This is a genomic window from Streptomyces thermolilacinus SPC6 (assembly GCF_000478605.2).
Taxonomy (GTDB): Bacteria; Actinomycetota; Actinomycetes; order Streptomycetales; family Streptomycetaceae; genus Streptomyces; species Streptomyces thermolilacinus.
The window spans coordinates 2237051-2262722 of the sequence record NZ_ASHX02000001.1 but is presented as its reverse complement, the minus strand read 5'-3'; the positions used below and the strand labels follow the sequence as shown (position 1 = coordinate 2262722).

General features: G+C 73.6%; 24 protein-coding genes. 12 read left to right on the top strand and 12 right to left on the bottom strand.

The window, feature by feature from the left end:
• Window positions 1-88: 88 nt before the first annotated feature.
• On the bottom strand, window positions 89-1195 hold the full coding sequence (locus J116_RS09320) for a hypothetical protein (RefSeq protein WP_028963867.1): 1107 nt from the start codon (window positions 1193-1195) through the stop codon (window positions 89-91).
• Between the two features lie 166 nt (window positions 1196-1361).
• On the opposite strand from J116_RS09320, the gene J116_RS09315 reads away from it, so the two are divergent.
• Window positions 1362-2516, top strand: coding sequence for a cystathionine gamma-synthase (locus J116_RS09315; protein ID WP_023586821.1), 1155 nt, complete (start codon window positions 1362-1364; stop codon window positions 2514-2516).
• A 9-nt stretch (window positions 2517-2525) separates the two neighbouring features.
• Here J116_RS09315 and J116_RS09310 read toward each other — a convergent pair whose 3' ends face one another.
• From J116_RS09310 to J116_RS09300, 3 genes are all read right to left on the bottom strand, one after another.
• Window positions 2526-2783, bottom strand: a complete 258-nt coding sequence (locus tag J116_RS09310; RefSeq protein ID WP_023586820.1) for a hypothetical protein — start codon at window positions 2781-2783, stop codon at window positions 2526-2528.
• Entirely contained in the window at window positions 2780-3250 is a 471-nt protein-coding gene (locus J116_RS09305) for a sigma factor-like helix-turn-helix DNA-binding protein (protein ID WP_037946588.1), read from the bottom strand. The genes J116_RS09310 and J116_RS09305 overlap by 4 nt, the downstream gene beginning before the upstream one ends.
• 82 nt (window positions 3251-3332) lie before the next feature.
• Complete coding sequence (locus tag J116_RS09300) at window positions 3333-3845, bottom strand: MarR family winged helix-turn-helix transcriptional regulator (protein ID WP_023586818.1); 513 nt, start codon at window positions 3843-3845, stop codon at window positions 3333-3335.
• 122 nt (window positions 3846-3967) lie between these two features.
• Between J116_RS09300 and ilvA the strand changes: the two genes are divergently transcribed.
• The 3 genes from ilvA to J116_RS09285 all read left to right on the top strand — a co-directional run bounded on the left by ilvA (window position 3968) and on the right by J116_RS09285 (window position 7340).
• Window positions 3968-5197, top strand: a complete 1230-nt coding sequence (gene ilvA / locus J116_RS09295) for a threonine ammonia-lyase (protein ID WP_023586817.1) — start codon at window positions 3968-3970, stop codon at window positions 5195-5197.
• A 284-nt stretch (window positions 5198-5481) separates the two neighbouring features.
• Window positions 5482-6495: a daunorubicin resistance protein DrrA family ABC transporter ATP-binding protein gene (locus J116_RS09290; protein WP_023586816.1), complete on the top strand. Its 1014-nt coding sequence runs from the start codon at window positions 5482-5484 to the stop codon at window positions 6493-6495.
• Window positions 6492-7340 (top strand): ABC transporter permease, encoded by an 849-nt coding sequence (locus J116_RS09285; protein WP_023586815.1) that lies wholly within the window; start codon window positions 6492-6494, stop codon window positions 7338-7340. The genes J116_RS09290 and J116_RS09285 overlap by 4 nt, the downstream gene beginning before the upstream one ends.
• Before the next feature lie 128 nt (window positions 7341-7468).
• On the opposite strand, the gene greA is transcribed toward J116_RS09285, so the two are convergent.
• Entirely contained in the window at window positions 7469-7966 is a 498-nt protein-coding gene (greA, locus tag J116_RS09280; RefSeq protein ID WP_023586814.1) for a transcription elongation factor GreA, read from the bottom strand.
• A 245-nt stretch (window positions 7967-8211) separates the two neighbouring features.
• Window positions 8212-8613: a DUF4307 domain-containing protein gene (locus J116_RS09275; RefSeq protein WP_023586813.1), complete on the bottom strand. Its 402-nt coding sequence runs from the start codon at window positions 8611-8613 to the stop codon at window positions 8212-8214.
• 96 nt (window positions 8614-8709) lie between these two features.
• Here J116_RS09275 and mca point away from each other — a divergent pair, with 96 nt between their 5' ends.
• From mca to J116_RS09260, 3 genes are all read left to right on the top strand, one after another.
• The gene (mca, locus tag J116_RS09270) at window positions 8710-9591 is read left to right on the top strand and encodes a mycothiol conjugate amidase Mca (protein ID WP_023586812.1); all 882 of its coding nucleotides are present in this window, start codon (window positions 8710-8712) and stop codon (window positions 9589-9591) included.
• Window positions 9584-9829, top strand: a complete 246-nt coding sequence (locus J116_RS09265) for a hypothetical protein (protein ID WP_201258801.1) — start codon at window positions 9584-9586, stop codon at window positions 9827-9829. The genes mca and J116_RS09265 overlap by 8 nt, the downstream gene beginning before the upstream one ends.
• A gap of 295 nt (window positions 9830-10124) precedes the next feature.
• Window positions 10125-12158, top strand: coding sequence for a thioredoxin domain-containing protein (locus J116_RS09260; protein ID WP_023586810.1), 2034 nt, complete (start codon window positions 10125-10127; stop codon window positions 12156-12158).
• Window positions 12159-12368: 210 nt separating this feature from the next.
• Here J116_RS09260 and trhA read toward each other — a convergent pair whose 3' ends face one another.
• Window positions 12369-13061 (bottom strand): PAQR family membrane homeostasis protein TrhA, encoded by a 693-nt coding sequence (gene trhA, locus J116_RS09255; RefSeq protein WP_023586809.1) that lies wholly within the window; start codon window positions 13059-13061, stop codon window positions 12369-12371.
• A gap of 196 nt (window positions 13062-13257) precedes the next feature.
• Between trhA and J116_RS09250 the strand changes: the two genes are divergently transcribed.
• On the top strand, window positions 13258-15081 hold the full coding sequence (locus J116_RS09250; RefSeq protein WP_023586808.1) for a phosphoenolpyruvate carboxykinase (GTP): 1824 nt from the start codon (window positions 13258-13260) through the stop codon (window positions 15079-15081).
• Between the two features lie 163 nt (window positions 15082-15244).
• On the opposite strand, the gene J116_RS09245 is transcribed toward J116_RS09250, so the two are convergent.
• Window positions 15245-15637 (bottom strand): SCO4983 family protein, encoded by a 393-nt coding sequence (locus J116_RS09245; protein WP_023586807.1) that lies wholly within the window; start codon window positions 15635-15637, stop codon window positions 15245-15247.
• A gap of 81 nt (window positions 15638-15718) precedes the next feature.
• The gene (locus J116_RS09240; RefSeq protein WP_023586806.1) at window positions 15719-16930 is read right to left on the bottom strand and encodes a pyridoxal phosphate-dependent aminotransferase; all 1212 of its coding nucleotides are present in this window, start codon (window positions 16928-16930) and stop codon (window positions 15719-15721) included.
• 265 nt (window positions 16931-17195) lie between these two features.
• Between J116_RS09240 and mptB the strand changes: the two genes are divergently transcribed.
• On the top strand, window positions 17196-18668 hold the full coding sequence (mptB, locus tag J116_RS09235; protein ID WP_028963866.1) for a polyprenol phosphomannose-dependent alpha 1,6 mannosyltransferase MptB: 1473 nt from the start codon (window positions 17196-17198) through the stop codon (window positions 18666-18668).
• Between the two features lie 63 nt (window positions 18669-18731).
• Here the strand turns inward: mptB and J116_RS09230 are convergent, their stop codons facing one another.
• Both J116_RS09230 and J116_RS09225 read right to left on the bottom strand, forming a co-directional pair.
• Window positions 18732-20318 carry an N-acyl-D-amino-acid deacylase family protein gene (locus J116_RS09230; RefSeq protein WP_023586804.1) on the bottom strand — a complete coding sequence of 529 codons (1587 nt, stop codon included), beginning with the start codon at window positions 20316-20318 and terminating at the stop codon, window positions 18732-18734.
• 7 nt (window positions 20319-20325) lie between these two features.
• Window positions 20326-21699, bottom strand: coding sequence for an alanine racemase (locus tag J116_RS09225; protein WP_023586803.1), 1374 nt, complete (start codon window positions 21697-21699; stop codon window positions 20326-20328).
• A gap of 251 nt (window positions 21700-21950) precedes the next feature.
• Here J116_RS09225 and J116_RS09220 point away from each other — a divergent pair, with 251 nt between their 5' ends.
• Genes J116_RS09220 through J116_RS09210 form a run of 3 tightly spaced genes read left to right on the top strand, consistent with a single transcriptional unit; the run spans window position 21951 to window position 24088 of the window.
• A complete protein-coding gene (locus tag J116_RS09220) occupies window positions 21951-22931 on the top strand; it encodes a sugar kinase (protein WP_235617418.1) in 981 nt (326 codons plus the stop codon).
• Window positions 22928-23686: an IclR family transcriptional regulator gene (locus J116_RS09215; protein ID WP_023586801.1), complete on the top strand. Its 759-nt coding sequence runs from the start codon at window positions 22928-22930 to the stop codon at window positions 23684-23686. The genes J116_RS09220 and J116_RS09215 overlap by 4 nt, the downstream gene beginning before the upstream one ends.
• Window positions 23687-24088, top strand: coding sequence for a RidA family protein (locus J116_RS09210; RefSeq protein ID WP_023586800.1), 402 nt, complete (start codon window positions 23687-23689; stop codon window positions 24086-24088).
• Window positions 24089-24177: 89 nt separating this feature from the next.
• Here the strand turns inward: J116_RS09210 and J116_RS09205 are convergent, their stop codons facing one another.
• A complete protein-coding gene (locus J116_RS09205) occupies window positions 24178-25524 on the bottom strand; it encodes a M14 family metallopeptidase (protein WP_023586799.1) in 1347 nt (448 codons plus the stop codon).
• Between the last annotated feature and the right edge of the window lie 148 nt (window positions 25525-25672).

The window sequence follows — 25672 nt, the reverse complement described above, 5'->3', positions numbered from 1 at the left end:
TCCGCCCTCCCGACACCCGCTCACAGCGCCCCGGTGGGGGTCCCCCGGTCGAGCGAAGCCGAGACCAGGGGAGGAACGAGCCAGAAAATCAACGCGGCAGCGTCGCCGGGCTGCCGCCGTTCGCCTCGTACCCGGCCACCGCCAGCGCCCGGTACACCGCGTACTCCGCCGCCGGGTCCTCGCTCGTCGTCCAAGGCAGCGCCCCGACGTGCCCGTCCACGTGGACGATCTGCTGCATCGCCTCGTTCCAGCGCTGCGCGCCCACCAGGAAGTGGATCAGCAGATGGCGTACGTGCGCCAGCATCGGGTCGTCCGGGCGGGCCGAGTGCACCGCGTACAGCGCGCCCTCCATCGCCCGCGACACGACCTGCGTCCCGTAGAAGTCCCGGACCATCGTCAGGTCGTCCACGTGCTCCCACACGGCGAACAGCGGCAGCGCGGCCAGCAGCGAGCCCTGCGGGGCGCGGGCGGCGGCGGACTGGGCGAACCGGTCGGCGTCCGCGCGGGAGCCGTGCCACTTCTCGCACCAGTAGTGCAGCGCCGCGATGTGCGCCCCCATGTGCTGCGGGTTCCGGTCGATGACCTTCGCCCACACCTGGTCGAACCGCTCGTGCGAGTAGCCCAGGCCCCGCGCGACGGCCAGTTCGACGATGTAGGGCACGGGGTCGCCCGGCGCCAGGAGCGCGGCCTCCTCGCACACCGAGCGGGCCTCCTCCAGGATGATGCGGAACTCGTCGGTGCCGACCGCCGCCGTGCGCCACGCCTGCTGCACCAGGAACTCGGCGTGCACCTCCGCGCCGCCCGCGTCCTTCGGCGCCTCGGCCCGCCAGGTCCGCAGCCACGCGCCGCCCACGCCGGGCTGCTGCGCCAGCTCCAGCGACGCGGCGCCCGCGAACGCCTGGATCCGCTGCCAGCGCACCTCGCCCTCCTTGGGCGTGCCGGCCAGCAACTGCGACGCGGCCCGCCAGTCCTGGGTGCGCTGGACGACGTCGAGCACCTCCATCAGGTCCTCGTCCGGGCCGGGCATCCGCACGTCCAGCAGTTCCTGCCGTACGAAGCCGTACGCGAGCGGGTCGGCGGCGTCGGGCGAGCCGGGCTCGGCCAGGCGGATACCGCCGGAGCGGCGGCGCAGCAGCCAGGGCGCGACGACCGCGGCGATCAGGCCGACGGCGAACAGGAACCAGAGAAATTCCACCATGGGCCCATTGTCCCGGACGGGACAGCCGTCCGAAGCCCCCGCACCCCCGGCGGCCCACGCGCCGGGGCCCCCGCGGCACCCGGGCCCCCGCGTGCGCGCCGGACGCGGCGGCTCCGCGGCTTCGGTACGCGCCGGACACGCGTGCCGCACTACGCTCGGGCCCATGACCGACGAGCACACCCACCAGAACTTCGAGACCCGCGCCATCCACGCGGGCAACACCGCCGACCCGCTGACCGGCGCGGTCGTCCCGCCCATCTACCAGGTGTCCACGTACAAGCAGGACGGTGTGGGCGGCCTGCGCGGCGGCTACGAGTACAGCCGCAGCGCCAACCCGACCCGTACGGCGCTGGAGGAGAACCTCGCGGCACTGGAGGGCGGCCGCCGGGGCCTGGCCTTCGCGTCCGGGCTCGCCGCCGAGGACTGCCTGCTGCGCGCCCTGCTCGTCCCGGGCGACCACGTGGTGATCCCGAACGACGCGTACGGCGGCACGTTCCGGCTGTTCGCGAAGGTCGCCTCCCGCTGGGGCGTCGAGTGGTCGGTCGCCGACACCTCCGACCCGGCGGCGGTGCGGGACGCGCTGACCGACCGCACGAAGGCGATCTGGGTCGAGACGCCGTCCAACCCGCTGCTCGGCATCACCGACATCGCGGCCCTCGCCGACGTGGCCCGCACGGCCGGTGTGAAGCTGGTCGTCGACAACACCTTCGCCTCCCCGTACCTCCAGCAGCCGCTGGCGCTCGGCGCGGACGTCGTCGTGCACTCCCTCACCAAGTACATGGGCGGCCACTCCGACGTGGTGGGCGGCGCGCTGATCACCGCCGACGAGGCGCTCGGCGAGGAACTGGCGTACCACCAGAACGCGATGGGCGCGGTGGCCGGCCCCTTCGACTCGTGGATCGTGCTGCGCGGCATCAAGACCCTCGCCGTGCGCATGGACCGGCACTGCTCCAACGCCGAGCGCGTCGCGCGGATGCTGGCCGAGCACCCGAAGGTCACCCAGGTCCTCTACCCGGGCCTGCCGGAGCACCCGGGCCACGAGGTCGCCGCCAAGCAGATGCGCGGCTTCGGCGGCATGGTGTCGTTCCGCGTCGCGGGCGGCGAGGAGGCGGCCGTCGCCGTCTGCGACCGGGCCAGGCTGTTCACGCTCGGCGAGTCGCTGGGCGGCGTCGAGTCGCTGATCGAGCACCCGGGCCGGATGACCCACGCCAGCGTCGCGGGCTCCGCGCTGGAGGTCCCGGGCGACCTGGTGCGGCTCTCCGTCGGCATCGAGAACGTCGAGGACCTCCTCGCCGACCTGCGCCAGGCGCTGGGCTGACCCGGCCGGTCACCACGGCTCCAGCGGCGGCGTCGTCCTCATGGGCGGCGCCGCCCACGGCTCCACGGCGTACGCCCACACCCCGAAAGCCACGGCCCCGGAGGCCAGCAGCAGCCACAGCGCCCACCGCCGCCACCGCTCCCGGCGCCGGACACGCGTCCCGTACGCCCGGGCACGCTCCGGCAGACCGGCCGGGACGCGCGGCCGCGCCGCCCTGGCCAGCAGCCGGACGACCTCCCGCTCCTTGTGGTCCAGGCGGCCGCTCACGCCGCCGCCCCCTCACGGGACGCGGGCGCGGTGACGGGCGGGGGCGCGGGGGTGCTGCGCAGAACGCCCACCCCGCGCCGGCGCAGTTCCCGTACGCGCTCCTCGGACAGCCCCATCAGCGCGGCCGCCTGCTCGTCGTAGAGGCCCTCGTACAGGGTGAGCACCACGGCCAGCCGCTCGCGCGGGGCGAGCCGGGACAGCGGGCCGCCGCGCCCCCGCCGGAACCGCCGGGCTTCGCGCGCGAACCGCCCGGCCAGCTCGCGGCGCGCGTCCACGTACGGGTCGTCGCCGCGCAGCCGTTCCCAGTGGGCGTACGTCATGCCGAGCGCGGCCGTCAGCAGCCGCTGGGCGTGCGGATTCGCGCCGGGCGGCTGCGCTGGCTCGCTCGTCAGGAGCGTCGCGACGTGCAGCAGCCGCCCCGCCGTTCCCGCCGCGAACGCGGCGAACCCCAAGTCGTCTGCGGCCACCTCCTCATCTGAGGGCAGCCGCGCGACCCGGTCAAGAGCCCTGCACGGAGTCGCCCGGCTCGGACCGGCTCCGGAGCGCGGGTCAGGCGGGCCGGACCGGCTCCTCGTCGATCGGCTGGAGGCCCAACTGGCGTGCGGAAAGCGCCGAGTTGAAGCGGGTCAGCAGCGTGCAGAACGCCTCCCGCTCGTCGGGCGTCCACCCCTCGGTCACCCGCGCCATCAGGTCGCGGCGGGAGCAGCGCACCTCCTCCAGGCGGGCCTGGCCGCGCGGAGACAGCTGGAGGACGACCGCTCGGCCGTCCTCCGGGTGCGAGGTGCGCTTCACCAGGCCGGTGTCCACGAGCGGCGCGACCTGGCGGGTCACCGTGGACGAATCGATGCCCATCCCGGCCGCCAGCGCCTTCACGCCCATCGGCCCTTCCTGGTCGAGGCGGTTGAGCAGCAGGTACGCGGCCCGGTCCATCGAGTTGCGGAGCTGGCCGGTCCCGCCGAGGCGGGTCTGCTCGGCCCGCCGGGCGAAGACGGCCACCTGGTGCTGGAGGGCATCGAGGAGACCGGAGTCAAGATCAGTCGTCATGTCCTGGGAAATGGGCATGGCTGGGGGCTCTCTCGTGCGGCGGTCGGGTTCGGTGGGGGACAGAGTACGCGGAGTGCCGCCCGTCCGTACCGGAGCTGCACGAACCCGTTGCCCTCTTCCCGAGCTGCCAGACTGCTGCCATGAGCTTCCGCACCTTTCGCCCCGCTCGGTCCGTCATGCTCGACGACGTCAGGGGCGCCCAGAAGATGCTGTCCGGGGTCGCCCGGACGACCGCGCTGGAGGGCAGCCGGTACCTCTCGGGTCTGGTCGGCGCCCCCGTGCACCTCAAGTGCGAGAACCTCCAGCGGACCGGCTCGTTCAAGCTGCGCGGCGCGTACGTGCGGATCTCCGGGCTGCGGCCGGAGGAGCGGGCGGCCGGGGTGGTCGCCGCGTCGGCCGGGAACCACGCGCAGGGCGTGGCGCTGGCGTCCTCGCTGCTCGGGGTGCGCTCCACGGTGTTCATGCCGGTCGGCGCCCCGCTGCCGAAGGTCGCCGCGACCCGCGAGTACGGCGCCGACGTGCGGCTGCGCGGGCAGGTCGTGGACGAGACGCTCGCGGCGGCGCAGACGTACGCGCGCGACACGGGCGCCGTGTTCATCCACCCCTTCGACCACCCGGACGTCATCGCCGGTCAGGGCACGGTCGGTCTGGAGATCCTGGAGCAGTGCCCGGAGGTGCGGACGATCGTCGTCGGCATGGGCGGCGGGGGACTGGCGGCGGGCATCGGTGTCGCGGTGAAGGCGCTGCGGCCCGATGTGAAGGTGATCGGCGTGCAGGCCGGGGCGGCCGCCGCGTACCCGGGTTCGCTGGCGGCGGGACGGCCCGTCGCGGTGGACTGCGGGCCCACCATGGCGGACGGGATCATGGTCGGCAGGCCCGGGGACGTGCCGTTCGAGCTCGTCCGGGAGGTCGTGGACGAGGTGCGCACGGTGTCGGAGGACGCCCTGTCGTCGGCGCTGCTGCTGTGCCTGGAGCGCGCCAAGCTGGTGGTGGAACCGGCCGGTGCGAGCCCGGTCGCCGCGCTGCTGTCGGATTCGGAGTCGTTCGACGGGCCGGTGGTGGCCGTGCTGTCGGGCGGCAACATCGACCCGCTGGTCCTCCAGCGGGTGCTGCGGCACGGCATGGCCGCGGCGGGCCGGTACCTGAGCCTGCGGCTGCGCCTTCCGGACCGGCCGGGCGCGCTGGCGAACCTGCTGGGCGTGCTGACGGTGGTGGACGCCAACGTCCTGGACGTCGGCCATGTCCGGACCGACCCGCGCCTCGGCCTGACGGAGGTCGAGGTGGAGCTGCACCTGGAGACCAAGGGCCCGGAGCACTGCACGGAGGTGATGCGCGCTCTGGGGGAGGCCGGTTACACGGTGCTCGGCTGAGCCCGCCGCCCGCCGCCCGCCGCCCGCCGCCCGCCTGCTGCCTGCTGCCCGCCGCCCGCCGGACCCGGGTGGGGCGGGCGGCGGCAGGCTCCCCGGGGCCCGCCCGGGGCGTACGGGCGGAGGCTCCGGCTCCGTATCCGCGTACGAATAAATGCGTTGCGAGACGCGATATATCGCGTTACGGTGTGGCGCAGTTCATAGGTTCACCGGGCCGCGGGGGCATGCCGTCTCTAAGCTGTGGTGGGCCAAACCACATCAAAGACGCCCAACTCGGGAGCGATTACATGCCAGGCGCCATTCACGCGGAAGGTCTGGTGAAGACCTTCGGCGACGTACGAGCACTGGACGGGGTGGACCTCGACGTCCCCGAAGGCACCGTCCTCGGTCTCCTCGGGCCGAACGGCGCCGGGAAGACCACCACGGTGCGCGTGCTCACCACGCTCCTGCGGCCGGACAGCGGCCGTGCGGTCGTCGCGGGGATCGACGTCCTCAAGCACCCCAACGAGGTGCGCCGCGCCATCGGCCTCTCCGGCCAGTTCGCGGCCGTGGACGAGTACCTCACCGGCCGCGAGAACCTCCACATGGTCGGCCGGCTCTACCAGATGCGCTCCCGCGCCGCGAAGGAGCGGGCCGCCGAACTGCTGGAGCGCTTCGGCCTCGCCGACGCCGCCGACCGCCCCGCCAAGACGTACTCCGGCGGCATGCGCCGCCGCCTCGACCTGGCCGCCGCGCTCGTCGTCTCGCCGCCCGTGATGTTCATGGACGAGCCGACGACCGGCCTCGACCCGCGCAACCGGCAGGCCCTGTGGGAGGTCATACAGGAACTCGTCGCGGGCGGCACGACGATGCTGCTCACCACGCAGTACCTGGAGGAGGCCGACCACCTCGCCCACGAGATCTGCGTCGTGGACCACGGCCGGGTCATCGCCCGCGGCACGGCCGACCAGCTCAAGGCCCGTACGGGCGGCGAGCGCGTCGAACTGGTCGTGCACACGCCCGGCGAGATCGCCACCGCCCGGGAGGTGCTGGCCGGGTTCGGCCGGGGCGGCTCCGTCGCCGTCGAGGAGCACACCCGCAAGCTCACCGCGCCCGTCACCGGCGGCGCCAAGCTGCTCGCCGAGGTCATCCGCGAGCTGGACGCGCGCGGTGTCGAGATCGACGACATCGGGCTGCGCCGCCCCACCCTGGACGACGTGTTCATCTCCCTCACCGGCCACGCGGCGGAGCGGAAGAACGACTCAGACGACCCCGACGCGCCCGGCGCCACCGCCGACGCCCGGAAGGAGCCCGTGAAGTGACCGCCGCCACCGAAGCCCCGCGCCTCGCCGCGCCCCGCCCGCGCGGCGGTGTCGTCCAGTCGCTCACCGACTCGCTGGTCGTCGCCCGCCGCAACCTGATCCGCATGTCGCGGATTCCCGAGATGGTCATCTTCGGGCTGATCCAGCCGATCATGTTCGTGGTGCTGTTCAGCTATGTCTTCGGCGGGTCCATGAACATCGGCGGCACCACCGACCCGTCGGTGTACCGCAACTTCCTCATGGCCGGCATCTTCGCCCAGACCGTCACGTTCGCCACTGCCGGCGCGGGCGCGGGCATCGCCGACGACATGCACAAGGGCCTCATCGACCGGTTCCGGTCGCTGCCCATGGCGCGCGGCGCTGTCCTCACCGGAAGGACGCTGGCCGACCTCGTACAGACGGCGCTGACCGTCGTCGTCCTGGTCGTCGTCGCGCTGCTCGTCGGGTGGCGGGCCAGCGAGGGCCTGCCCAAGGCGATGGCCGCGTTCGCGCTGCTGCTCCTGCTGGGCTACGCCTTCTCGTGGATCGGGGCGCTGATCGGCCTGTCCGTGCGGACCCCGGAGGCGGCCACGTCCGGCGGGCTGATCTGGCTGTTCCCCGTCACGTTCATCTCCAACGCGTTCGTGGACTCGGAGCGGATGACGCCCTGGCTGCGGCACGTCGCCGAGTGGAACCCGTTCAGCGCGACCGTCCAGGCGTGCCGCGAGCTGTTCGGCAACCCCGGTGTGACGCAGTCGGACGCCTGGCCGATGCAGAACCCGGTGCTGGCCTCCGTCCTCTGGTCGCTGCTGATCATCGTGGTCTTCCGCACGCTGGCCGTCCGCAAGTACCGCTCGGCGGCCTGACGTGACCTGACCTGGCCCGACGCGTCCGGAAGCGGACAGGACGGCTGGTACGACGAAGGGCCGGGCGGCACCCTCGCGGTGCCGCCCGGCCCTTCGTCGTGTCGTCCGGTGTCTCCGGTACGGGGGGATCAGCCCTGGTACGGCTTGGCGTCCAGGATGCGGACCGACGCCTTCTTGCCGTTGGGCAGCTCGTACTCCGCGTCCTCGCCGACCTTCTTGCCGTTCACGCCCGAGCCGAGCGGCGACTGCGGCGAGTACGTCTCGATGTCGGAGCTCGCGTACTCGCGGGAGGCGAGCAGGAACGTCAGCGTGTCGTCCTCGTCGCCGTCGAAGGCGATCGTCACGACCATGCCGGGAGCCACCACGCCCGACTCGGCCGGGGCCTCGCCCACCTTCGCGTGCTCCAGGAGCTGGGTGAGCTGGCGGACCCGCAGCTCCTGCTTGCCCTGCTCCTCCTTGGCCGCGTGGTACCCGCCGTTCTCGCGCAGGTCCCCCTCCTCGCGCGCCGCCGCGATCTTCGCAGCGATCTCGGTTCGCGCGGGACCAGACAGGTACTCCAGCTCGGCCTTGAGCTGGTTGTACGCCTCCTGGGTGAGCCAGGTGACGTTGTCGCTGGTCTGGGTCACAGGTGCTCCTCGTCGGTGCTGGGTATACAAAGCATCGCCCTACCAGAAGCATGCGGCCTTACCGGGAGGGCGAAACCACGAGCCTAACAATTACGGGCCCGAAGGGGGAGGACGAATGTCACGGAACCCGCGACTCCGCAGGTCGCACGGGCCTGGGCGTGCCGCACCGGCCGCGCGCGGCGGCCCCGGCTCCGGCTTCTGCGTGCGGGTCCGGCCCCTGCGTGTGGCCCCTGCCGAGGCCCGGGTCAGTCGGCCGAGCAGCCGAGCAGCTGGGCGGCCGTGGCCAGCTCGGTCGTACGGATGGTGACCACCTCGTCCACGCGCGCCGCGGCCTGGTCGAAGCGGACCTCCTTGCGGCCCACCTCGGCGCCGCTCTCCGCGAGCGCCCGCACCGTGCAGTACCCGTTCGCGCCGTCCGCCTTGCGCACCTCCAGGTGCGCGTCCACGCGGTCCGCGGCCACCACATCGAACTTGATCAGCTCGGCGCTGACCTTCTGACCTGCGATGTAGTCGTAGCCGAACCAGCCGATCAGCGCGAGCAGCCCGGCCCCGAGGACCGAGCCGACGATCTTGAGTCCGCGGTCCGTGCGCGCCTCGGCGGCACGGCCGTACCGGCCCTCCGGGAGCCGCTCGCCCGTCACGCCCATGATCGTTCCTCTCGTACGCCGAACGACGGAATATCCCCCGCGCCGATTCCGTCACTATAGAAGCCGAGCGACCTGACCAATCATTGAGGACCAGTCTTGACTGAGCAGCTGCGACTGATGGCAGTGCACGCCCACCCCGACGACGAGTCGAGCAAGGGCGCGGCCACGATGGCCAAGTACGTGTCCGAGGGGGTGGACGTGCTCGTCGTGACGTGCACGGGCGGCGAGCGCGGCTCCGTCCTCAACCCCAGGCTCCAGGGCGACCCGTACATCGAGGAGAACATCCACGAGGTGCGCCGCAAGGAGATGGACGAGGCGCGCGAGATCCTCGGCGTCCAGCAGGAGTGGCTCGGCTTCGTCGACTCCGGCCTGCCCGAGGGCGACCCGCTGCCGCCGCTGCCGCAGGGGTGCTTCGCCCTGGAGGACGTGGACGAGGCCGCGGGCCGCCTGGTCAGGTCCATCCGCGCGTTCCGCCCGCAGGTGATCACCACCTACGACGAGAACGGCGGGTACCCGCACCCCGACCACATCATGACCCACAAGATCACGATGGCGGCCTTCGACGGTGCGAACGACGCCGAGAAGTACCCGGAGGCGGAGTTCGGCCCGCTCTGGCAGCCGCTGAAGCTCTACTACAACCAGGGCTTCAACCGCCCGCGCACCCAGGCGCTGCACGACGCGCTGCTGGAGCGCGGCCTCGAGTCGCCGTACGGGGACTGGCTGAAGCGCTGGGACGAGTTCCAGCGCGCGGAGCGCACCCTCACCACGTACGTGCCGTGCGCGGACTTCTTCGAGACGCGCGACAAGGCGCTGATCGCGCACCGTACGCAGATCGACCCGGACGGCGGTTGGTTCCGCGTCCCGATGGAGATCCAGAAGGAGGTCTGGCCGACGGAGGAGTACGAGCTGGCCAGGTCCCTGGTGGACACCACCCTCCCCGAGGACGACCTCTTCGCGGGCATCCGGGACAATGCCTGACATGAGCGCACACCAGGCACTGACCCATCTCGTCCCGCTCGCCGCCGAGCTGGACAAGAACAAGGTGACGCCCGGCGTCCTCGGCTTCATCGTGTTCGCCGTCATGGCCCTCGCCGTGTGGGCCCTGATGAAGTCGATGAACCGGCACATGAACCGCGTCGACTTCGAGGAGGCCCCGGAGCAGCCGCGGACCACGTCGTCCCCGGCGTCCTCGGCGAAGACGGCCACCCAGGAGTGACCCCGGCGCGGCGGAGGGCCCTCACGGGCCTCCGCCGCACCCCCTCTCCGCCGTCCGTGCCGCTCGGTCCCGCTTGCCCGTGCGGAACGGTTGTGCGTCCTGCCTTCGGCGTTCGCCGTCCGCCCCGGCGCGGCCGGCCAACCAAGTGGTCCGAGGCCAAGGGGCCGTACGCCGTCAGCCCGTGACCGGTTGACGCGCCACCGGGGGCCGGGAGGGCGATGCGCGCACCCGGCCCCCGGCTCGTCGGCACGGCGGTGCGGCCGCGTCGCCGTGCGGCGTCCGGCAGGATGGGGGTATGGCGAACCGACTGGCCCGTGAGACGTCTCCGTACCTGCTCCAGCACGCCGACAACCCGGTCGACTGGTGGCCCTGGTCGGCGGAGGCGTTCGACGAGGCCCGGCGTCGCGGGGTGCCCGTCCTGCTGAGCGTCGGGTACAGCTCCTGTCACTGGTGCCACGTGATGGCCCACGAGTCGTTCGAGGACGACACGACCGCCGCGTACCTGAACGACCACTTCGTCGCCGTCAAGGTGGACCGCGAGGAGCGGCCCGACGTGGACGCCGTGTACATGGAGGCCGTGCAGGCCGCCACCGGGCACGGCGGCTGGCCGATGACCGTGTTCCTCACCCCGGACGCCGAGCCGTTCTACTTCGGCACGTACTTCCCGCCCGCCCCCCGCCACGGCATGCCGTCGTTCCAGCAGGTGCTGGAGGGCGTCGCCGCCGCCTGGCGGGACCGGCGCGACGAGGTCGGCGAGGTCGCGGGGAACATCGTGCGCGAGCTGTCCGGCCGCTCCCTGGCGCTCGGCGGCGACGGCGGCGCGCCCGGCGAGCCGGAGCTCGCGCAGGCGCTGCTCGCGCTGACCCGCGAGTACGACGAGCGGCACGGCGGCTTCGGCGGCGCGCCGAAGTTCCCGCCGTCGATGGCGGTCGAGTTCCTGCTGCGGCACCACGCCCGTACCGGCTCCGAGGGCGCCCTCCAGATGGCCGCCGACACGTGCGAGGCCATGGCGCGCGGCGGCATCTACGACCAGCTCGGCGGCGGCTTCGCCCGGTACGCCGTGGACCGTGAGTGGGTCGTGCCCCACTTCGAGAAGATGCTGTACGACAACGCGCTTCTGTGCCGGGTCTACACACACTTGTGGCGGGCCACGGGCAGCGACCTGGCGCGGCGGGTCGCGCTGGAGACCGCCGACTTCATGGTGCGCGAGCTGCGCACGCCCGAGGGCGGGTTCGCGTCCGCGCTGGACGCCGACTCCGACGACGGCACGGGGCGGCACGTCGAGGGCGCGTACTACGTGTGGACCCCGGAGCGGCTGCGCGAGGTGCTGGGCGAGGACGACGCCGCGTACGCCGCCCGCTTCTACGGCGTGACCGAGGAGGGCACGTTCGAGGAGGGCGCGTCCGTGCTCCAGCTGCCGCAGGGCGCCGGGGTCGTGGACGCCGAGCGGCTCGCGGGCATCCGGGAGCGGCTGCTCGCCGCGCGGGACGGGCGGCCCAGGCCCGGCCGGGACGACAAGGTGGTCGCCGCGTGGAACGGCCTGGCCATCGCCGCGCTCGCCGAGACGGGCGCCTGTTTCGACCGCCCCGACCTGGTCGAGCGCGCCACGGAGGCCGCCGACCTGCTCGTACGGGTGCACCTCGACGAGGGCGCGCGGCTGGCGCGCACCTCGAAGGACGGGCGTACGGGCGCCAACGCCGGGGTGCTGGAGGACTACGGCGACGTGGCGGAGGGCTTCCTCGCGCTGGCCGCCGTCACCGGCGAGGGCGTCTGGCTGGAGTTCGCGGGCTTCCTGCTGGACATCGTGCTCGACCAGTTCCGGGGCGAGGACGGCGCGCTGTACGACACCGCGCACGACGCCGAACCGCTGATCCGCCGACCCCAGGACCCCACCGACAACGCGACGCCCTCCGGCTGGACGGCCGCGGCCGGGGCGCTGCTGTCGTACGCCGCGCACACCGGCTCGGAGGCACACCGGACCGCCGCGGAGCGGGCGCTCGGCGTGGTGAAGGCGCTGGGGCCGCGCGCCCCCCGGTTCATCGGCTGGGGCCTGGCGGTGGCGGAGGCGCTGCTGGACGGGCCGCGCGAGGTGGCCGTCGTGGGCCCGGCGGGCGACGCGGACCGGGGCGCGCTGCACCGGGCGGCGCTGCTCGGCACGGCTCCGGGCGCGGTGGTCGCGGCGGGGGAGCCCGGCGGCGACGAGTTCCCGCTGCTGCGGGACCGGCCGCTGGTGGACGGGCGCCCGGCGGCGTACGTGTGCCGCCACTTCACCTGCGACGCCCCGACGACGGACCCGGCGGTACTCGCGGGGCGGCTGGGCGGGCGCTGACAACGCTGACGCGGGGCGCTGGCCTGCGCGCCGGGCGCTGAGACGGGGCGCCCGGCGCGTGAGGTGTGCGACGAGGCGCGAGGTGTGCGAAAGGGCGCCCCGGGCACGGGATGCGCGGGGCGCCCGGAGGCGGTGGGAGGCGCCCGGAAGCGCGAGGGCGCCTGCGGGTCCTGGGCGCGCGCCCGGCGCCCGGGAGCGTGCGGGGGGCGGTTACGCGTGCTGGTACGCCACCAGCGAGATGCCCACGTAGTGCACCACGAACGCCGCCAGCGTCAGGGAGTGGAACACCTCGTGGAAGCCGAACCAGCGCGGCGACGGGTTCGGCTTCTTCAGCCCGTACACCATCCCGCCCACGCTGTAGAGGACGCCGCCGACCACGATCAGGACCAGCACCGCGATGCCGCCCTCGCGCAGGAAGTCCGGCAGGAAGAAGACGGCCGCCCAGCCCATGGCGATGTAGCACGGCGTGTACAGCCAGCGCGGCGCGCCGACCCAGAACACCCGGAACGCTATGCCCGCCGCCGCCGCGGCCCACACGGCCCACAGCAGCACCCGGCCGGTGGAGTCGGGGAGCAGAAGCAGCGTCAGCGGGGTATACGTGCCCGCGATGATCAGGAAGATGTTGGCGTGGTCGAGGCGGCGCAGCACCGCCGTGGCGCGCGGGCCCCAGTTCCCCCGGTGGTACAGGGCGCTCACGCCGAACAGGAGGCACGCCGTGAGGACGTAGATCCCGCAGGCGATGCGGCCGCGCGTCGAGTCGGCCAGGGCGGTCAGGACGAGCCCCGCCACCAGCACGGCGGGGAACATCCCGGCGTGCAGCCAGCCGCGCAGCCGCGGCTTCAGGGGCACGTGCGTCGGGCTGGTCTCTGCGACGGACTGCTCGGTCACGGGCGCGGCGCTCATACCGGAATGCTACCTACGCCCCCGTAGCCGCCGGAACGCAAGTGGCGATGCTCACGTGAGAGGCCCCCTGGACATATGGGCATTCGCGGCGGATGATCAAATGAGTGCGGTCGGCACCGGATGAGCGCGCACACGCAGCGTCCGGGTCGCAGCCCCCACGGGGCAGACAACATGAACCCCTCAACAAGGAGCAACCGTGGCGCGCGAAAACGCGGCTCCCAGCACCGCCCCCACCCAGCACCAGGCTCTCATCGCCTGGGTAGACGAGATCGCGGCGATCACGCAGCCGGACCAGGTGGTCTGGTGCGACGGCTCCGAGGCCGAGTACGAGCGTCTGTGCGAAGAACTCGTGGCCAAGGGCACCTTCAAGAAGCTGGACCCGGTCAAGCGCCCCAACTCCTACTACGCCGCCTCCGACCCGACCGACGTGGCGCGCGTCGAGGACCGCACCTTCATCTGCTCCGAGAAGGAGGAGGACGCGGGCCCGACCAACCACTGGAAGGCCCCCGCCGAGATGCGGGAGATCTTCACCGGTGAGAAGGGCGTCTTCCGCGGCTCGATGCGCGGTCGCACGATGTACGTCGTCCCGTTCTGCATGGGCCCCGTCGGCTCCCCGCTCTCCGCGATCGGCGTGGAGATCACCGACTCCGCGTACGTCGCGGTCTCCATGCGCACCATGACCCGCATGGGCCAGGCCGTGCTGGACGAGCTCGGCGACGACGGCTTCTTCGTCAAGGCCGTGCACACCCTGGGCGCCCCGCTGGAGCCCGGCCAGGCCGACGTGCCGTGGCCGTGCAACTCGACCAAGTACATCTCGCACTTCCCCGAGAGCCGTGAGATCTGGTCCTACGGCTCCGGCTACGGCGGCAACGCCCTGCTCGGCAAGAAGTGCTACGCCCTGCGCATCGCGTCCGTCATGGCCCGCGACGAGGGCTGGCTCGCCGAGCACATGCTCATCCTGAAGCTGACCCCGCCGCAGGGCGAGGCCAAGTACGTCGCCGCCGCCTTCCCGTCCGCCTGCGGCAAGACGAACCTCGCGATGCTGGAGCCGACGATCTCCGGCTGGACCGTCGAGACGATCGGCGACGACATCGCGTGGATGCGGTTCGGTGAGGACGGCCGCCTGTACGCGATCAACCCCGAGGCGGGCTTCTTCGGCGTCGCGCCCGGCACCGGCGAGCACACCAACGCCAACGCCATGAAGACCCTGTGGGGCAACGCGGTGTTCACCAACGTCGCGCTCACCGACGACGGCGACGTGTGGTGGGAGGGCATGACCGAGGACACGCCCGCGCACCTCACCGACTGGAAGGGCAACGACTGGACGCCGGAGTCCGGCACCCCGGCCGCCCACCCGAACGCCCGCTTCACCGTGCCCGCCTCGCAGTGCCCGATCATCGCGCCCGAGTGGGAGGACCCCAAGGGCGTGCCGATCTCCGCGATCCTCTTCGGCGGCCGCCGCGCCTCGGCCGTGCCGCTGGTCACCGAGTCCTTCGACTGGCAGCACGGCGTCTTCCTCGGCGCGAACGTCGCCTCCGAGAAGACCGCCGCCGCCGAGGGCAAGGTCGGCGAGCTGCGCCGCGACCCGTTCGCGATGCTGCCGTTCTGCGGCTACAACATGGGCGACTACATGGCCCACTGGATCAAGGTCGGCAAGAACGCGGACGCGTCGAAGCTGCCGAAGATCTACTACGTGAACTGGTTCCGCAAGAACGACGCGGGCAAGTTCGTCTGGCCCGGCTTCGGCGAGAACAGCCGTGTCCTGAAGTGGATCGTGGAGCGCCTGGAGGGCAAGGCCGAGGGCGTCGAGACGCCGATCGGCATCCTCCCGACGCGCGACGCGCTCGACACGGACGGCCTGGACCTGCCGGAGGAGGACCTCGACTTCCTGCTGAAGGTGGACGCGGACGTGTGGCGCGAGGAGGCGGCGCTCATCCCCGACCACCTCAACACCTTCGGTGACCACACGCCGAAGGAGCTGTGGGACGAGTACCGCGCGCTCGTCTCCCGCCTGGGCTGACCCGGCCCCCGCAGACCCGCGGCCGGGCCGACCGACAACGCCCTGACCTGTGGAGTCATCCCGGCCGGGCCGCGGACGGCGAGAACCCCCGGAACGACACCTCGTCGTTCCGGGGGTTCTTCCCGTGTCGTGCGGCCTCTCGCGGGGCTTCTGGTACGGCCGCTCAGGCGGTGCCCACCAGCCCCGCCCCGTCCAGGGCGGCGGCGTGGGCGTCCATGCGCTCGGCGGCCAGGATCGCCACGGCCGTGTCGGCGCGGGAGGCCGCGACGACCAGGGCACGCCCGGCCAGGGCGTGGGCGCGGCGGTGCAGCGCGTCCGTGCCGGCGCCGGTCAGTCCGGCGTGCCGGGCCGGCGGGGCGCCGCGCAGCCGGGCCACCTGGCAGGCGATGCGCTCCGCCGCGGCGGTGTCGCCCAGCTCGTCGGTGACCGCCAGCAGCGCCGCCAGGTGCCCGGCGAGCTGGATGTCCAGCTCCTCCTCGCGGGAGCGGTGCGGGAACTGGCTCCGGTCGTCGTCGGCCATCCGGTGGACCGACTTGGTGCGGATCGGTTCGTACATGGGGACGGCCTCCTGCTCTCGAACAGGAGTACATCCTACATTGGAATCAGTCTAAAGTTGATTTGGTTCGGAGCGGCGGCTCTAGTGCTGGCCGTAGCCGTCCAGGAAGTGGCCGATCCGGGTCACCGCGTCGGTCAGGTCCTTCGTGTTGGGCAGCGTCACGATCCGGAAGTGGTCCGGCTCGTGCCAGTTGAAGCCCGTCCCGTGCACCACCATGATCTTCTCCGCGCGCAGCAGGTCCAGGACCATCTGCCGGTCGTCCTTGATCTTGTAGACGGCCGGGTCGAGGCGCGGGAACAGATACAGCGCGCCCTTCGGCTTCACGCAGGTCACACCCGGGATGTCGATCAGCCGCTCGTACGCCGCGTCCCGCTGCTCCAGCAGCCGGCCGCCCGGCGCGACCAGCGCCTCGATGGACTGGCGGCCCTGGAGGGCGGCGGCGATGGCGTGCTGCGCGGGCATGTTCGCGCACAGGCGCATGTTGGCGAGGATCGTCAGGCCCTCGATGTACGACGAGGCGTGCGCCTTCGGGCCGCACACGGCCAGCCAGCCGCTCCGGTACCCGGCCACCCGGTAGTTCTTGGACATGCCGTTGAACGTCAGGCACAGCAGGTCCGGGGCGATGGCGGCGGTCGGGGTGTGCGTGGCGCCGTCGTAGAGGATCTTGTCGTAGATCTCGTCCGAGCAGACGACCAGGTTGTGACGGCGGGCGATCTCGGTGAGGCCGCGCAGCATCTCGTCGTCGTAGACGGCGCCGGTCGGGTTGTTCGGGTTGATGATCACGAGCGCCTTGGTGCGGTCCGTGATCTTGCGCTCGATGTCGGCCAGGTCGGGCATCCAGTCGGACTGCTCGTCGCACCGGTAGTGCACCGGCGTACCGCCCGACAGCGCCACCGACGCCGTCCACAGCGGGTAGTCCGGGGCGGGCACCAGGACCTCGTCGCCGTCGTCCAGCAGTGCCTGCATGGCCATCTGGATCAGCTCGGAGACGCCGTTGCCCAGGTAGATGTCCTCGACGGAGAGCGGGACGCCCTTCGTCTCGTAGTGACTCATCACCGCGCGCCGGGCCGACAGCAGGCCCTTCGCGTCCCCGTAGCCGTGCGCGTCCTTCAGGTTGCGCAGCACGTCTTCGAGGATGGCGGGCGGGCACTCGAAGCCGAACGCCGCCGGGTTGCCCGTGTTCAGCTTGAGGATGCGATGGCCCGCCGCCTCCAGCCGCATCGCCTCGTCCAGCACCGGGCCGCGGATTTCGTAGCAGACGTTGGCGAGCTTCGTTGACTGGATGACCTGCATGCTCGCGAGCTTACGGTCGCCGGGCCCGCCCCGCCTCGTGTTTTGCGCCACGCCGGTTCTCCGGGGCGCTCCCGCTGTCCCGCGTCCCCGCCGGGCGGTGGCTCCGGGCCTCAAGCCCGCACGCGCTCCGCGCCCCTCCCGCAGGAACGCTTGTGCGGCTCCTTCTCACGGGCGGGGACGTATTCCGGGCAGAGGCGTTCCGCGTGGGCGGGGGATTGGCGAGAGCCGGGTGGGTTCCGGGCGGGGGCGGGTAGGTTGGCTCCTCATGTGGTCCTTGAGGAGCGTCGCCGGATGCAGGCGCCTGGGCGCTGTCGGGTCGGTCGGGGTGGCCCTCGGAGGGTGGGCCGCCGGGACCATGCCGGCCCGCGACCCGTGGGGGCTGTGGTTCCACCGGGCCCAGGACACCGCGCGGCCCGGTGTGCTCCTCGCGCTGGCCGGGCTCACCCTGCTGGTCGTCGCCTGGTGGAGGTACGGGCGGCTCGTCGCCGACGGGGCCGCCGTCGGGGGCCGCGCCACCGCCGTCACGCTCGGCTGGTGGGCCGCGCCGCTGCTCCTCGCGCCGCCCCTGTACAGCGCCGACGTGTACAGCTACATCGCGCAGGGCGCCATGGTCGTCGAGGGCCACGACGTGTACCGCTTCGGGCCGTCCGTCCTCGCGCCCGACGGCCTCGGCGGTACCGCCGCCGCGAGCGTCGGCGGGCACTGGACGGACACCCCCGCCCCGTACGGCCCGGTGTTCCTGCTCCTCGCGCAGCTCGTCGCCGTCGCCACCTCCGGGCAGATCGTGCCCGCCGTGCTCGGCATGCGGGCCGTGGCCCTCGTCGCGCTCGCCCTGCTGTTCTGGGCGCTGCTCCGGCTCGCCCCGCGCAAGGCCACCTCCGGCGCGCTCTGGCTCGGCGTCCTCAACCCGCTGCTCCTCGTCCATGTCGTCGGCGGCCTCCACAACGACGGGCTGATGGCCGGGCTGCTCCTCGCGGGCACCGCGCTCGCCGTGCGCCGCGGGCGCTGGGTCGCGGGCAGCGGCCTCGTCGCCCTCGCCATGATGATCAAGTCCCCGGCGGCGCTGGCGCTGCTGTTCATCGGCGTCGTCGTCGGCCGCGAGACGTCCGGCCCGCTGATACGGCGCGTCGCCAAGGGCCTGTTCGGCCCCGGCGCCGTCGCCGCGGCCGTCGCCGTCGGCGCCACGCTGTGCGCGGGCACCGGCTTCGGCTGGCTGCGCACCCAGAGCGTCGCCGGGACCATCCACACCGCGCTCTCCCTCACCAGCGACCTCGGCGTCGCGCTCGGCGAGTCCATGTACTACCTGTCCGGCGCCGACCCGGACCCCGTGAAGCGGGCCGTGCAGGCCATGGGCCTCACCCTGGCGCTCGCCCTCGTCGCGTACCTCGCCTCCTGCGTGGCGCGCGGCTGGCTGGACCCGCTGCACGCCCTGGGCCTCGCCCTCCTCGCGCTGGTCGCGCTCTCCCCGATGGTCCAGCCCTGGTACCTGCTGTGGGCCGTGCCGCCGCTCGCCGCGACCGCCTGGAACGGCCGCACCGGCCGCGCCGTCACCATCCTGTCGGCGGGCCTCGTGTACGTCACGGCGCCGGACGGGCGCACCCCCGCGTACGGCTTCGCCCTGGCCGCCGTCGCGTGCGCGATAGGCGCCCAGCTGCTGCTGCGCCGCTCCGACTTCGCGGGCGGGATGTGGCTGCCGACGCCGCGCGGCGCCGAGGACCGGGAGCCGTCGCGGGCCTGAGCGCGGGCGGGTGGTACGGCACGTACGCCTGAGTCCGGGCTCCTACGTGCTGGGCTCGGGCTCCTACGGCGTGCGCCGTACCGCGCGGCCCGCCAGGACGTCAGTGCGCCGCCCGTCCCGTACCGCGAACCGGCCGTTCACCAGCACGTGCGGGATGCCCACCGGCAGGGTGCGCGGCGCCGCGAACGTGGCGCCCGCCGCCACCGTGTCCGGGTCGAACAGCACCAGGTCCGCCCGGTACCCCTCCCGCACGAGCCCCCGGTCCTCCAGCCGCAGCCGCGCCGCCGGGCGGGACGTCAGATGCGCGACCGCCTCCTCCAGCGACAGCGTGCCCAGCTCCCGCACGTACCGCCCCAGGTAGTGCGGGAACGTGCCGTACGCCCGCGGGTGCGGCTTCGCGCCGTGCAGGATGCCGTCCGAGCCGCCCGTGTGCGCCCGGTGCCGCATGATCGCCCGTACGTTGGACTCGTTCCCCACGTGCTGGAGCACCGCCGTGCCCAGCCGGTCCGCCAGCAGCAGCCGCCGCGCCTCGGCCCACCCCGCCAGCCGCCGCCCCACGTACCCGCCCAGCACCGGGTCCGACACGCCCGACACCTCCACCGTGCCCCAGTCCACCGGCACGCCGTGGCAGCCGTCCGACCCGGTGACCTCCAGCGCGTGACCGATCCGTGCCGCCACCGCGTCGTCCCGCAGCCGCGCGAGCAGCGCACCGGGGCCGCCCTCGTGCGCCCAGCCCGGCAGCAGCGCGGCCAGCGTCGTACAGCCCGGCGTGTACGGGTACGAGTCGAGCGACACGTCCACCCCGTCCGCCAGGGCCGCGTCCAGCAGCGCCAGCAGCTCCGGCGCCCGCCCCTCGTTGACGGCGAAGTTGAGCGTGGCGTGCGCCAGGTGCAGCGCGCAGCCCGTCTCCCGCGCCAGGTCCAGCATCTCCGCGTACGCCCCGAGCGCCCCGGCCCCGTACGAGCGGTGGTGCGGGCAGTAGTAGCCGCCGTACCCGGCGACGACCCGGCACAGCGCGGCCAGCTCCGCCCGGCCCGCGTACATGCCCGGCGGGTAGGTGAGGCCGGACGACATGCCGACCGCGCCCTGCTCCAGGCCCTCGGCGACCAGCGCGCGCATCCGGTCCAGCTCGGCGCCGGTCGGCGGCCGGTCGGCCCAGCCCATGACGTACGCCCGGACCGTGCCCTGCGGCACCAGGTACGCGGCGTTCACGGCGATGCCCTCGCCGCCGAAGCCCCGGTCGAGGCGGTCCAGGTAGCCGCCGACGCTCCGCCAGTCCGGGTCCACGTCCGCGAGGTCGCCGTTCCACCCGGCGATGGCCGCCCGCACCTCGTCCAGCGTCCGGTCGTCCACCGGCGCGTACGACAGGCCGTCCTGGCCGAGCACCTCCAGCGTCACGCCCTGCGCGACCTTCGCCTCGTGCGCCGGGTCCCGCAGCAGCGCCAGGTCGCTGTGGGCGTGCATGTCCACGAACCCCGGCGCGAGCACCAGCCCCGCCGCGTCCAGCGTCCGCGCGCCCGGCAGCGGCCGGCCGCCCGTGCCCTCGCGGCGCACGGCGGCGACGCGGCCCCCGTCTACGCCCACGTCCGCCCGGTACGACGGCCCGCCCGAGCCGTCCACCACCCGCGCGCCCCGGATGACCAGGTCCACCGGGACCTCAGAAGAACGTACGGACGTAGTCGACGGCCGTCCCGTCCGCCTCCACCACCGGGATCAGCGGCCACTTCTCGAACACCGTGCACGGGTGCGCCAGACCCAGTGCCACCCAGTCCCCGACCTCCAGCGCCGCGCCCTCCGGGCCGGTCCGCAGCCACGCGTGCTGGTCCGACAGGGCCGTCACCTCCAGGCCCTCCGCCGCGCGGACCGTACCGTCCCGCCCGGACCGCACCAGCCGCGGCACGGGCAGCGCCAGGTCGTACGACACGTCCCGCTTGCCCGCGTTGAGGAACGCCTCCGTCGGCGTGGGCCGCGACACGACCTGCGCCCACAGCCGGAACGCGGGCTCCAGCGCGCCCTCCTCCGGGACCCGGTTGAACGGCGTCAGCCGCTCGTAGTGCCCGTGGTCGTGGGAGACGTACGCCCCCGACCGCAGCAGCTTCAGCACCGGCGCCGACAGCTGCGGCGCCCCGGCGAACACCTCCGCCACCGCGTCGAACCACTCGCTGCCGCCCGCGCTGAGGACGATCTCCTCCGCGTCCGCGAACAGGCCCTTCCCGTCCAGCTCCGCCGCCAGGCCCACCAGCCGCCGCAGCCACGCCCGTACGGTCTCCGGGGACGCGTCCGGCACCTGCGCCTCGTACCCGGCGACGCCGACCAGCCGCAGCGACGCGGCACGTGCCGCCACCCCGGCGACCTCCAGGGCGGCCGCGTCCGTCCGCACCCCGGTCCTGGCGCCCTCGCCCGCCGCCAGCTCCACCACCACGTCCACCGGCCGCGCGCACCCGGCCAGCGCCTCGTCCATCAGCTCGACGCCGCGCACCGAGTCCACGTAGCAGACGAACCGGAATTCCGGGTCCGCCGCGAGCTGCCCCGCGACCCAGCGCAGGGCCGCCGCGTCCACCAGCTCGTTCGCCAGGAACACCCGCCGCACCCCGAACGCCCGGCACACCCGCACCTGGTGCGGGACGGCCACGGTGATGCCCCAGGCGCCGAGGTCCAGCTGACGGGCGAACAACCCCGGCGCCATCGTCGTCTTGCCGTGCGGGGCGAACGCCAGGCCGTGGCGCGCGGTGTACGTGCCGAGCAGCGCCAGGTTGTGCTCCAGGGCGTCGGCGCAGAGCGTGAGGAGCGGGGTGGTGAAGCCGCCGGTGAACACATCGCGCCGCTGGGCGGCCAGGTCACCGGCCGTCAGGCCGTCCGCGTCGGGCGGGAGCCCCTTGAAGCGGTGGTCGAGGCGCTCGTCCGCGAGCCGGGCGGCGAGGGCCGAGGGCGAGCCGGGGGAGGCGGAGGGTGAGCCGGAGGAGGCCGGGGAGGCGGAGGATGCGGGGGAGGCGGCGGGGGTGCGGGGTGCCGGCGGCTGTTCGGCGGCCATCGGGCCTCCCTCTGGTTGCGCTGTGTGCAACGGTCGTTGCGGATGCTGGTCGTCGGTGTCTAACATCCGGGCGGACGCCGGGTCAATGGCCCCGGCCGGGCGGGCTCCACGGAGCCGATGGACGGGCGGGGAGCGTGATGGCCGACTCTCGGATCGACCCCGCCGTCGCGCGCCCGGGCGGGCGGGCGGAGCCGGACGTCGCGCGCCCGGGCGGGCGGGAGCGGCCGGACGTGGTGTGCCTGGGCGAGTCCATGGTGGCCTTCCTGCCGTCCCGGCCCGGGCGCCTCGCGGACGTGCCGTCGTTCACCCGCGCCGCGGGCGGCGCCGAGTCGAACGTCGCCTGCGCGCTGGCCGCCGCCGGGCACCGGACGCGCTGGATCAGCCGGGTCGGCACCGACGGGTTCGGCGACCACCTGGTGGCGGCGGTCGCCGCGTACGGCGTCGACGTGTCGTCCGTACGCCGCGACCCGCACCGGCCGACCGGGGTGTACTTCCGCACGGCCGCCGACCGGGCCGACGCCGCCCACGAGGTCGTGTACCACCGGGCCGGGTCCGCCGCGTCCGCGATGTCGCCGCGGAACGTCCCGTACGGGCAGGCCATGGCCGGACGGTGGCTGCACCTGACCGGCATCACCCCGGCGCTCTCGCCCGGCTGCCGTGAGCTGGCGGCGGCGCTCACCACGCGGCGCCCGGGCCGGGCCCTGGTCTCCTTCGACCTGAACCACCGCCCCTCCCTGTGGTCCGACGGGGCGAGCGCCCGGCGCGTCCTGCTCGCCCTGGCGCGCGGCGCGGACCTGGTCCTGGCCGGGGAGGACGAGGCCGCCGACGCGCTGGGTCTCGACGGCGGTCCGGACGCCGTCCGCGCGGCCCTGCCGGAGCCGGACGTGCTGGTCGTCAAGCAGGGCGCGGCCGGGGCGACCGCCTTCGCCCGCGAGCCGGGCACCCGGCGTGACGTGCGGATCTTCGTGCCCGCGCCGCCCGTGGACGTCGTGTCGTACGCCGGGGCCGGGGACGCCTTCGCGGCCGGGTTCCTCGACGCGACCCTGCGCGGGCTGCCCGTCGCGGAGCGGCTGCGGTACGGACACCGGGCGGCCGCCGCCGTCCTCGCCGTACCCGGCGACCTGGCGCCCCCGCGGGCACCCGCACCCGATCCCGGTGGCCACGGAGCACCGTGCCGCCCCGCGCGGCCCGGACCGGCGCCGGACGACGACGAGGAGGTACCCGCGCGATGAGCCAGACCGTGGACCGGGCGCTCAGCATCCTGCCGCTGCTCGCACAGGGCCCCGCCGACCTGGGGCAGGTCGCGACCCGGCTCGGCGTCCACAAGTCGACCGCCCTGCGCCTGCTGCGCACCCTGCACGAGCACGGCCTCGTCCACCGTCAGCAGGACCAGCGCTACCGGCTCGGCGCCCGCCTGTTCGCCCTCGCCCAGGCGGCCGCCGAGAACCTCGACGTACGGGAGATCGCCCACCCGCACCTCGTCCGCCTCAACGAGGAGACCGGCCACACGGTCCACCTCGCCGTCCGGGAGGGCGACGAGGTGCTGTACATCGACAAGGTCGAGAGCCGCTACCCGGTGCGGATGTACTCGCGGATCGGCCGCCCCGTCGCGATCACCGTGGCCGCCGTCGCCAAGGTGATCCTCGCCGACCTGCCCGAGCCGGAGCGCCACGCCCTGACCGCCCGACTCGACTACCAGGCCTACACCTCCCGTTCGACGCCCGACGCCGCCGCCTTCCGCACGGAGCTGGCGACCGTACGGGACCAGGGCTGGGCCGCCGACCTGGGCGGCCACGAGGAGTCCGTCAACTGCGTCGCCGCCCCGGTGCGCGGCCCCGACGGCGCCGTCGTCGCCGCCCTTTCGGTGTCCGCGCCCAATGTGGTGGTGCCCGCCGACGGACTCCTCGCCCTCCTCCCGCGCGTGCGCCGCACCGCGCGGGCCGTCAGCGACGACTACTCCGGTACGAACCCTCCCAAGGAGACGTAGATGAGCCAGAAGACCGCCGTCACGCCGCCCGCGCACACCGTCCCGCCCGCCCGGTTCTCCCACGGCGTCCGGAAGGGGCACATCCTCCAGGTCGCCGGGCAGGTCGGCTTCCTCCCCGCCGTGCCGGGCGAGCCGCCGGCCGTGGCGGGCCCCTCCCTGCGCGAGCAGGCCGTCCAGACGCTGAGGAACGTCGAGTCGGTCCTCACCGAGGCGGGCGCGAGCTGGGACGACGTGATGATGCTGCGCGTGTACCTGACCGACGTGGCGCACTTCGCCGAGATGAACGCCGTGTACGACGAGTACCTCGCGGACGTCGCCGTGCCGCCCGCCCGCACGACCGTGTACGTCGGCCTCCCGGAGGGCCTCCTCGTCGAGATCGACGCGCTCGCCGTACTGGACTGACCCGAGGGCGGGCCGGGGTTCTTGACGCCGGTCGCGGTGGTACGGACGACCCGTACCACCGCGCGGGGGGCCCGGCGCCGGGCGGTGCCTCAGGGGGTCGCGCAGTACTGCTGCTGCTTGCCGATCGAGCGGTACATGCAGTCGGCGTTCTCCAGGAGCTGGAGCACCGCGTCGCGGTTGCGGGCGGTCTCGCGCTCGATCACCTCGTCGGGCGGGTAGAAGCCGCCGCCGGAGGAGCCGCTCGGGTACATCTCGAAGGTGTAGCCGAAGATGCGCTGGTCGCCCCACAGCCAGTCGTCGATCGACCCGTCGGTGACGTACAGGTCGCTGGACTGCTCGGGGGTGTAGCCGTTGCTGGCGGCCATCTTGCGGCCGACGGCGGCGAAGGCGTCCCGGTCGTCCTGGGTCATGCCGGGCGCCGTGTCGGCGTAGGTCCAGCCGTACGGCCAGAGGATCAGCTCGCTGTACGTGTGGAAGTCGATGGCCGCCCTGATCTGCTGCTTCCCGCCGACGACCCGGGAGCGGACGAAGTCGGCTACCACCTTCACCTCGGGCGCGGACTCGGGCGCCGAGCCGCGGTAGGTGGAGGAGCTCGGCGAGCCGGAGGAGCCGCCGCAGCAGCCCCACTTGTAGTCCCAGTTCCGGTTCATGTCCGTGCCGACGTACGACGAGCCGGGGTTGGGCTGCCGGTTCTTGCGCCAGCTGCGGTACGAGCCGGAGGCGATGTCGTACTCGCCGCCGTCCGGGTTGAGGTCCGGCACGATCCAGATCTCGCGGCCGTTGACGGCGTTGGTGACGCGGCTGTCGGAGCCGTAGCCCGCGCCGAGTTCGCGCAGCAGGTAGAGGGCCATCTCGACGGTGAGGTGCTCGCGGGCGTGCTGGTGGTGGGTGAACAGCACCTCGGGCTCGTTCTCGTCGGCCGCCACATTGTCGCTGATCTTGATGGCGACGATGTCGCGGCCCTGGTACGACTTGCCGATCACGCGCTTGCTCATGATGCCGGGGTACTGCTGGAGCCGTTGGTTGATCTCCGCCGTCATCTCCGCGTAGTTGTGGTACCGCGAGTCGGCGGGCGGGAAGTCCATGGGCGTGACGGGGCCGCCCGCGCTGCGGTCCGGGGGCGCGGGCAGGGCCTCCAGGCGGTGGCCCTGGGCGCGCAGCCGCTTGGCCTGCTCGGCGTTGGCGCTGACCACGACCGTGTGGTCGTCCACCTCGTCGAGGGAGGCTCCGGTCGCGGCGAGGGCGGCGCGTTCGGCGGGGGTGGACGGGCCGTGGATCTCGTACTGGCGGATGACCTCGTCGGCCGCGGCGGCCGGGGCGGCCGGCGGGGCCGCCGTACCGGGGGTGCTCGCGGCGGCGGTCAGCGGTGCCACGACGGCGAGGGCGAGTGCGGCCGCGAGGGTGACGGACCGTCCGCCGGGGATGCGTAGTCGCATGCTGGCTCCTGGAGTGGGGGTCGGGGTGGGTGTCCCCGTGCGTCGCAGAGTGCGGTCATGGCATGATCGCGTCAAGAGCGAAGTCCGGTCAGGCGGGCGAAGTCCGGTCACGCGAGCGGAGTCCGGTCGCGCGGGCGAACTCCGACCA